Origin of the sequence: Streptomyces mexicanus (assembly GCF_902506575.1) — a bacterium.
GTDB classification, from domain to species: Bacteria; Actinomycetota; Actinomycetes; order Streptomycetales; family Streptomycetaceae; genus Streptomyces; species Streptomyces mexicanus.
In genome coordinates, this window is record NZ_LR732544.1 from 6,667,900 (window position 1) to 6,676,747 (window position 8,848).

Sequence of the window (8,848 nt, forward strand, 5' to 3'; positions counted from 1 at the left end):
CGCGCTCTACGCGGTACGTCGGCACACCTGTGCCGACGACGGCCTCGTGGCGGTGCTGCCGGGCGCCCGGCACACCCAGTGGACCGATCCGGCGGCCATGGCCGGCGCGACGTACACGGTCACGTCGGTGGACCGCGCCAACCGCGAGAGCTCCCCGGTCACCGTGCGCATGCCCCACCGCTGACGGGCCTCACCCCTGCGAACCCGTCGCGGCCGCTCAGGGCCGGGACGGCACCGGGGCGGGGCCTCGGGGCCCCGTCGCTGGTGGTGTTTCACCGCTCCCCGTCGAGGGCGGTGACTTCGCGTACGGCCTCGGCGATGGCACGGAAGTCCTTCTTGAGGATCGCGCCGTGGTTGCTGGCGACCTTCGTGCTCCGGATATTCGGGTTGCGGGCGGTTACCGCGTCGAGGCTGGTGCGGATCCGTTCCTGCTCGTCGCCCTTGCTTCCGAGGGAGGTTCCGGAAGCGACCACATACCGCGCCGGGACGGTGATGCCGTCCAGCACGGGGCCCAGCTCGCGCTCGCGGGAGAGCCTGCCGAGCTCGATGTTGCTTTCCGCCTGCTGCGCGGCCGTCATCCGCGGGGTCAGACCCGTCGGGCGCAGCAGCGGCGTGAACCAGCTCATCCGCCGGAACAGCTTCCGGATCCGCTCCTCCATGGCGTCGTCGAGCCAGTCGTAGGGGTACGCGCCGTCGACCATGACCGCGCCCACCGTACGCTCCGGGTTCCGGGCGGCCCAGTGCGCCGCGACGACCGCTCCGTAGGACCAGCCCACCACGACCGCCCGGTCCACTCCCCTGGCCGCGAGAACGGCGTCGACGTCGCGGACGGCGGCCTCGAAGGAATAGTCCGCCGAACGCTTCGACTTCCGGCCGCGGGCCCGTTCGTCGTAGGTGAGGTGCCGCCACCCCGTCCCCAGCCCGGCGATGACCCGCCGCCAGTATCCCTGAGTGGCGAACTGGCCGTTGAGGTAGACCACGGGGACACCGGGACCTCCGGTGTCGGTCACGGCCAGTGCCGTGTCGTCGACCGGCACCATGCCGGTCCACTGCGCAGCGGTCGAGGAAGTGCCGTTGGTCGTCATGTTTTCCCCTGGTCAGGTCGTCAGGCGTTCAGGTGGTCGTGTGCGCGTGTGGTCAGGTGCGCGTGTCTTGGCGGCCGTTGCCTCGTCGGTGACGGCCGGGGCGGATCTCCATCGCGGTGGGCCCGCCGGACAGCCGGCGAGCCGGCTCCTTCAGAGGCTGCGGGCGGTGATGTCGCCGTGCGAGGTCGTGGCGCGGATGTCGAGTTGGGCGGTGCCGTCGTTCTTGAGGGTGTTGCTGATCCGGCCGTGACCGGTGCCGGCGTCCAGGGCGGCCGAGACGCCGGAGGCGGCGCCGACCGTGATGTCTCCGGACTGGGTGCGGAGCTCGACGGTGCCGCGCACGGCCTCGATGATCCGGATGTCGCCCCGTGCGGTGGTGATCTCGGCGGGGCCGGTGAGTCGGCCGACCTCGACGTCGCCGTCGGACGAGGGGACGCGGACACCCCAGGCCTCGTCGATCTTGATCTGGCGGGACGCGCCGTCGGAGGTGACGTCGCCGAGGCGGCCGACGCCGCGGGGCTCGGAGGCGGAGCTGTGGGCCTCGACGCGGGAGCCGGCGGGCAGCTGGACGATGACCTCCACCGATCCGGACCCGAACAGCTGGTTCTTGGGTGCTAGGACGGCGATCCGCAGGACACCGTCGGTGCAGGTGACCTCCGTTCGCTCAGCGGTCTGGACGTCGCGGCTCTTGAAGGAGTCGGCGGGCAGGACCTCGACGGTGGTGTCGGCGCGGTCGGCGGCAGTGAACTGGACGCGTCCGGCGGGGATGGCCAGGACGGCGGAGATCGGGGCGGGGGTGTCGAACTTCTGCATGGTGTTCTCCTGCGCTCGCTCTTGTTTCCAACCCTGGAAACGCTACGTTGCATTCGTGTATGTGACAACGGGCGTGTTGCATCTTCTTGGCGAACGGGCAGGTAGAAGGCGGTAATTCGTTGCAACAGCCAAGGATTCAACGCAACGCGCCCGAGGTGTGTCCGTTGCAATGAACGAGAAGTGAACGCTAGGGCGGGTGATGCAACAGCAAGCACCACGAGGGCTCCCGGGGAGACCGATGCCGGGAGTCAGGCTCACCCAGTCCCAACGCCGGCAGGTGGCGCTGGCGCTGGCACTGGCCGACGGTTTCCCCTACGCCGTGATTGCCCGAAGGCGAAGCCGGCCGACGATCACCTGTGAGGTGAGTGCGCAACGGCGGCCCCACCGCCTACCGGGCCGACCTGGCCACCGCGCCATCGAACGCCGCACGCAGCGGCGCTGACCCACCTCCACCGCAGGGTCGCAGTCGGTTTCCCCGCCCCACGGACGAGACGCCGCGGCCGTGGCCGAGGCCACTACGCCGACATCGCCGAACAGCGCCTGCGCATCGAACTCAAACACCCTGTATTGCTTCCTTCCGGCTCCCGAATCCCGATCTCCTGATCCCCACGTCCCACTCCTGGTCTTCACGTCCAAGAGGACGCGTCCGTGTGCGCTTCAGTAAGGTCGAGCATTCTCCGGCGCGCCTCCTCTCCACCGAGGGCAGGCGGGTGTTTCCCCCAGCGGGGCGCGGGGATCAGCCGGGGAGGGGAGAGGGAAGGCATGCCGGTCCGGGAGTCGGTTCGGGCTACAGACCCACGTCAAGTCGGCGGTTCTCCCACGGTCTGCCTCAGCCAGGTGTTGCCGCGGAGTTCCGGATGCGCGGTGACGATCAGCCGCACGGCTTCAGCCTTTGCTGTTTCGGTCAGCCGCTGCAGCTCCGGCCAGGTCAGCTGAGCTACTGCCCCTGACGGCCACGTTGTCGTCAGAGTGACGTTGTCTGCTTCTCGAGTGAACGAGTACACGTGCTGGGTCAGGCTGGCTTCCACTGCTATCTCGTTCTGTTTCTCGAGTGTCCGAGTCGCGTAGTCGAGCATGAGTGCCAAGTCGACCACGGGCTCCCCCAGCAGATGCACGCTGAGGTCCGTACCGTGGATGATGAGTCGTAGGTCTGCCATGAAGTACCGGAGGCAGAAGTCCGAACTGTTCAATTCCGGCCGTTCCGGCTGCCATCCTGGAGACCATGATGGGTCGTCAGCGCGCGGCTCGAAGGAAAAATCGATCATTCGCGCATCCCCTGATTACCAGACGTTTCTTGGCATGGCGGTTACTAGGTTGCCGAACTCGTCCACAACCAGCCGTATGCCGTTCTGGGCCCTGTGCTCGAGTTGTGACATCGTCGAAGGCGTAGTCGGTGTAGTTGCCTCCTCGAAGGGGTGGTGCCTGTGAGGGGGTGCCGACCGCGGCCAGGACTCATCACGAAGAACGCCTGGCCTCGAATCCCAGACCAGGCGTTCTTCATTGCGCCGTGCTCACACTCCGATCGAGATTTTCTCGATCACTCGGGCCAGCTCGTCGCCCTCCGAACTTTCGGACAGGTGCACCGTCGCTGTGACGGCAGGAAACCTGTACCGCACGGAGTACGGCGACATGTCAACGAGATCAGCGATGTCCCTGACTTCCGGGGAGAGCTGCCCCCAGGCGACCGTCTCTGAAAACTCGAGACCGAACCTCTCGGCACACTCGCCGGCGAGAGAGGGCATCTCAGCCAGCCGGTGGGTGTGCACAGACACCCACTGGCACAACCAGTCGGGGCCACCGGCGAACGTGGCCTCCACGAGACCGAAGTCGAGGCGCAGCAGTCGGTGCGGCTTGCTGCCGTGCAGCTGCCGTGCAGCGGCTCCGAGGCGCTTCTGCACCTCCATCGGTGTTGAGCCGGGCCCGATCCCGATGAAGTATCCCGTTACGAGCGCTTGCGAGATTGCGTCCACGCCGAGCAAGTGATTCACCCCAGCTTCTCGCGGCGTAAGCCCTCCAACCATGCACAGGGCCATCAAACCGAAATCTTGTTTCTTCACGTGACCGCATGAGCGGAACAGTGACGGTCTCGAAAACCCGCGCTCGGTGAAGCGCATCACCGGACGCCGCCTCCGTCGACCGACACGTCGATGGTGCTCGGAGCACGGCCGATGTTGGCGGTTAACCGGAGCCAGCGACGGGCGGGCTCCTGGACTGCGAAGTGTGGGTAACGAAAATACTCGATCTGGGTCAGACTGCAGCGATCTAAAGCTTGAAGCAAAATTTCCGTGGGGACCTGATGGCAGGATTGGAGCGTGATCAGTGAACCCGGCGAGCCTGGCACGATGAGTGACGTCCTGTTCGATGTCGATGGCACGTTGATCGCTGCCGTGGACAATCAGCGCCTGGCGTCAGGCGGTCGTCGCGGCTGCCGCCGCCTTGCGCAGCGGCGGGACGAACGCCAGGGCGATCAGGGACAGGACCAGGTTGAGGATCAGTGTCACGGTGAACGCGTGGGTGTAGGCGTGCCGGGAGCCCGCGTCGCCGAGGGTACTGAAGTAGACCAGGCCGACCAGGGTGATGCCCACGGACATGCCCAGCTGGCCCACCGTCTCCAGCACGCCGGCCGCGCTGCCGGCCTCCCGCGGCGGTACTCCGGTCAGCGCGGCGCCGAGCAGCGGGCTGACGCCGAGGCCCTGGCCCACGCCGATGACGACGAGCGCGGGGATGAGCACCGGACCGGACAGCGAGTCGCCCGCGGCCAGCGCGGTGACCAGCAGGAGGAGGTAGCCGAGCGCGTTGAGGCCGTACCCGGCGGTCAGGACGTGCAGGCCGAGGCGCGGCATGATCTTGGGCAGGACCAGGGATGTCCCGGTGAACGCGATGCCGAGCGGGGCGAACAGCAGGCCGGACTCCAGGGCGGAGTAGCCGAGTCCGCTCTGCAGCTGGACGGCGAGCACGAAGAAGAGGCCGGCGTTGCAGGCGAAGAACGCCAGGAACAGCGCGTTGCCCGAGCGGTAGGCGCCCAGCCGCAGCAGCGGCGGGTTGACCAAGGGCTGTCCGCCGGCCGCGGCCAGCCGGCGCTGCCACCAGCCGAACGCCACGAAGCACGGCACAGACAGCACCATCATCACGAAGCACCACACGGGCCAGCCGGCCGTACGGCCCTCCGCCAGCGGGAACGAGAGCAGCAGCAGAGCCAGGGTGAGCAGGGCGACGCCGGGCAGGTCCAGCCGGGGCCGCTGGGTGCCCCGGAAGCCGGGCATGGCCAGCGCGGCACCGGCGATGGCGGCCAGGCCCAGCGGCAGGTTCACCAGGAAGATCGGGCGCCAGCCCCAGCCGAACAGGTCCAGATGGACCAGGACGCCGCCGATCAGCTGGCCGGTGATCGCGGCGAGGCCGATGGTGACACCGAACAGCGCGAGCGCCTTGTCCCGCTGGGCGCCCTCGAACGAGGTCTGGATGATGGACAGGATCTGCGGGAAGAACAGCGCGGCGGACAGGCCCTGGACGCATCGGAAGACGATCAGCGCCTCGGGGCCGGGAGCCACGCCGCACAGCAGCGAGGCGACCGTGAACAGGCCGAGGCCCGCGAGGAACATCCGCTTGTAGCCGAGGATGTCACCGAGCCGGCCGCCGGTGACCAGGAACAGCCCGTACACCAGGATGTAGCCGCCGACCGTCATCTCGGCGGCGGAGACCGAGGCGCCGAGGTCGGAACGGATTGACGGGATGGCGACATTGACGATGTAAGAGTCCATCATCGCCATGAACGTCGCGGCCATCGCCACCAGGACCATGGCCTTGACCCGGGCGGGTGGCAGCGGTGGCGGGCCGGCGTCGCCGCCGGGCGGCGCGGGGTCCGTCGCGGTGTCCGCCGTCTCGTCCCGCTCGGTGAGGGAGACGGACTTTTCATCCTGCATGTGCTGGCCTGCTCTCGTGGGTGGGGGACGTCAGGTCGGCGTCGAACTCCGGCCCGAGCAGGTGGAGTCGGGTCCCCACCAGTTCGACGCGCGAGCAGACACCGAGCTTCTGGAAGATCTTCCGGAGATGGAAATTGACCGTGTGGGGGGAGAGGTTGACGCGCGAGGCGATCTGACGGTTGGTCAGTCCTGCGGCGACGAGCCGGGTGATGGCCTCCTCGGTGGGGCTCAGCACCCCGCCCTCCACGTCGGCCGCCGGCGGCTCGTGCCGCAGCAGGGCCGCGGCCTCGTACAGCAGCGGATGCCGGAACCGCAGTCGGTCGCCGTCCAGGACGAGCACCCCGGCCTCCACGGCCTCCCGTACAGCGCCCAGCACGGACACCGCCCGGCCGTCGGGCAGATGGGTCAGCTCGCTCATCCGCGGCGGTAACTGCCGTGCCGCGACGGACTGGAGCAGTTCCCGGGTCCGGGCGGACAGGCGCGGGTCGGCGGTCAGCAGCGTGGCCACCACCCGCAGGGGCGGGGCCGACGCCGCGAGGCTCGCGACACCGCCGTACACCCGGTACCCGCCCTCGTCGGTGAGTGCCGCGAGGACGGCCGTCAGCAGGCCGGGATGGCCGCCGCAGGCCGCGATCAGGCGTTCCACCGAGGCGTCCGGTGTGCCGCCGAGCCGGTCCACGGCCATCCGCAGGGCGTCCCGGCGGCGCAGCGGACCCAGCGTCAGTTCGACCGTGTCCGGGTGCCGGTGCGGCGCGTGCGCGGCCGGGCCACCGGTGCCGGACAGCAGCCACAGCACCCGGCGGGCGGAGCGCGCCGCGGGCAGCGCGCGCAGCGCGGCCAGCACATCGGGATCGTCCCAGGCGACCTCGTCCAGAGCGACGAGGACGGGCCGGGCCGCGGCGCCGCGCGGGGCCGGCCGGCCCGCACCGAGCACCTCGTCGAGCAGATCCGGCCCGTGCGGCGCGGAACTCTCTTCGGCCGTCCCGGAAAATGGCTCCAAACCGGTGGTCACGGCCATGAGGGAAGCCGTCAGCAGCAGCCTCTTGTGCTGTGCGGCGGGACCGCCTACCACCTCGAACCCGACCTGTCGTGCGGTGTCCGAAATGCGGTTGACCAAACTGGTCTTTCCGTAACCCTTCGGACCCTGCAGCAGAATCAGATTGCTGCGCCCGTGGCGTATTCGGTGTAAGCGTTGACGTATTACCCATTGTTCATGGGTACGGCCGTACAGATTCACTTCTCGCCCCCCGTATGTGCCTGATACAGCTGTCGGCGCTGACCGCACTCACCAGTCACGATGCCATGCGCCACATGGTCGACATTAACCGACGCGGGTAAAGAGAACCCCATGGCCCGGCGCTATACCCTACGCCTCGCGAAGGAGTCAACTACTCGAACAAGTAGTGGCTGATTTCAAGAGGGTTTGACAGCTTTGAACGGTCCGCGGAGTACCGCCGTCGGACCGGGAAGCGATCTCTACGGGATCACTACGGGGGAGAGTCACATCGATATGCCAGACGCCGACCGGGGCATTCGTCTGCCGTTGACCGCCGCACAGGAAGGCGTATGGGCGGCGCAGCGGCTGAACCCGGCGAACCCGCGCTACAACTGCGCCAGCTACCTGGAGATCCACGGCCCGGTGGACGCCGGGCTGCTCGGTCGCGCGGTGCAGATCGCGCTCGCCGAGGCCGAGGCGCTGCGGGTGTGGCTGGACGACGACGGCGGACCCGGCCAGACCGTGCGGCCGGTGGCCGAAAGCAGCCCCCTGGACGTGCTCGACCTGTCGGCCGGCGCGACCCCCCGGGCCGCCGCCGAGGAGTGGATGCGCGCCGACCTGTCCCGCCCCGTGGACCTCACCCGCGGACCGCTCGTCCGGCACGTGCTCATCAAGGAATCCGCCGACTCCTGGCTGCTGTACCTGCGGTACCACCACGTGGTCATGGACGGCCTCGGCCACACGGTCCACGTCCGGCGCATCGCCGCGGTCTACACCTCGCTCGCCGCCGGCGCCGAACCCCCCGCCGTACGGACGGTGCCGCTGCGCGACCTGGTCGCCGAGGACGCGGCCTACCCGGACTCGGCCGCACACGCCCGCGACCGCGCCTACTGGCTCGACCGGTTCGCCGACCGCCCCGCCCCGGTGAGCCTGGGCGACCAACAGGCCGGGGCCGTGGGCGGGCTGCTGCGCCGGGTCACCGACCTCGAAGACGCCGACACCTCACTGCTGCGGGACACCGCCCGGCGGCTCGCCGTACGGCCCTCCGCCCTGCTCGTCGCGGCCGTCGCCGTCTACCAGAGCAGGCTCACCGGCGGCGAGGAGACCCTGCTGCGGGTGCCGCTGCCCGCCCGCCCCTCCGGCGCGGCCATCGGCACCCCGGCCATGTTCGCCAACGAACTCCCGGTGCGGATCGCCGCCCCGCGCGCCGCCTCCTTCGCCGAGGTCGCCGCCGAGGTGTCCCGGGAACTCGGCAACGCCCTGCGCCACCAGCGCTTCCGCGGCGAGCGGCTGCACCGCGAGCTGTTCCCCGAGGGCCGCCGCGAGCAGCTCGCCGGCACCACTGTCAACGTGGTGACCTTCGACGCCGAGGTGTCCTTCGCGGGCCTGCCGAGCACCGCGCACCACCTGTCCTCCGGACCCGTGGACGACCTGCGCTTCGACTTCTTCTCCGACGCCCGCGGCACCCGGGTGCGGCTGCACACCGACGCCAACCCCGAGCGGCACTCCGCCGGTGCCCCCGCCGCCCACACCCGACGGCTGCTCACCCTGCTCCGCGCGGCCCTCATCGACCCCGAACGGCCCGTCGGACGGCTGCCGTTGACCGACGACGCCGAACGCCGGGCTGTGCTCGCCGCGGGCGCGCCCGAGCGGCGCGACTACGACCTGGACACCCTTCTGCACGAGCTGGTCGCCGCCCGGGCCGCCCGCACCCCCGACACCGTGGCCGTCACCGACGACACCACCTCCCTCACCTACCGGGACCTCCTCGACCGGGCCCGCCGTCTGGCCCGCCACCTCGGCGAGCAGGGCGT

At 69.6% G+C, this 8,848-nt stretch carries 7 protein-coding genes; 1 reads left to right on the forward strand and 6 read right to left on the reverse strand.

Features of this window, described 5'->3' with window-relative positions; all coding sequences use genetic code 11:
* Nucleotides 1–272: 272 nt before the first annotated feature.
* From GV126_RS29870 to GV126_RS29895, 6 genes are all read right to left on the reverse strand, one after another.
* Nucleotides 273–1,085: an alpha/beta fold hydrolase gene (locus GV126_RS29870; RefSeq protein ID WP_159672520.1), complete on the reverse strand. Its 813-nt coding sequence runs from the start codon at nt 1,083–1,085 to the stop codon at nt 273–275.
* Nucleotides 1,086–1,235: 150 nt separating this feature from the next.
* On the reverse strand, nt 1,236–1,898 hold the full coding sequence (locus GV126_RS29875) for a DUF4097 family beta strand repeat-containing protein (RefSeq protein ID WP_159672522.1): 663 nt from the start codon (nt 1,896–1,898) through the stop codon (nt 1,236–1,238).
* A gap of 800 nt (nt 1,899–2,698) precedes the next feature.
* Nucleotides 2,699–3,163 (reverse strand): hypothetical protein, encoded by a 465-nt coding sequence (locus GV126_RS29880; RefSeq protein ID WP_159672524.1) that lies wholly within the window; start codon nt 3,161–3,163, stop codon nt 2,699–2,701.
* A 246-nt stretch (nt 3,164–3,409) separates the two neighbouring features.
* Complete coding sequence (locus tag GV126_RS29885; protein WP_159672526.1) at nt 3,410–3,886, reverse strand: hypothetical protein; 477 nt, start codon at nt 3,884–3,886, stop codon at nt 3,410–3,412.
* A 420-nt stretch (nt 3,887–4,306) separates the two neighbouring features.
* The gene (locus tag GV126_RS29890) at nt 4,307–5,818 is read right to left on the reverse strand and encodes an MFS transporter (protein ID WP_236570170.1); all 1,512 of its coding nucleotides are present in this window, start codon (nt 5,816–5,818) and stop codon (nt 4,307–4,309) included.
* Entirely contained in the window at nt 5,808–7,103 is a 1,296-nt protein-coding gene (locus GV126_RS29895; protein ID WP_328707357.1) for a LuxR C-terminal-related transcriptional regulator, read from the reverse strand. Before GV126_RS29895 ends, GV126_RS29890 begins: the two co-directional genes overlap by 11 nt.
* 225 nt (nt 7,104–7,328) lie before the next feature.
* Between GV126_RS29895 and GV126_RS29900 the strand changes: the two genes are divergently transcribed.
* A partial coding sequence (locus GV126_RS29900; RefSeq protein WP_268977467.1) for a condensation domain-containing protein occupies nt 7,329–8,848 on the forward strand: 1,520 nt, incomplete at its 3' end.

What these genes read in the sequence shown, in the direction of transcription:
- GV126_RS29875 (WP_159672522.1), bottom strand. Translation starts at nt 1,898, where the DNA reads ATGCAGAAGTTCGACACCCCCGCCCCGATCTCCGCCGTCCTGGCCATC.
- GV126_RS29870 (WP_159672520.1), bottom strand. Translation starts at nt 1,085, where the DNA reads ATGACGACCAACGGCACTTCCTCGACCGCTGCGCAGTGGACCGGCATG.
- GV126_RS29880 (WP_159672524.1), bottom strand. Translation starts at nt 3,163, where the DNA reads ATGATCGATTTTTCCTTCGAGCCGCGCGCTGACGACCCATCATGGTCT.
- GV126_RS29890 (WP_236570170.1), bottom strand. Translation starts at nt 5,818, where the DNA reads ATGCAGGATGAAAAGTCCGTCTCCCTCACCGAGCGGGACGAGACGGCG.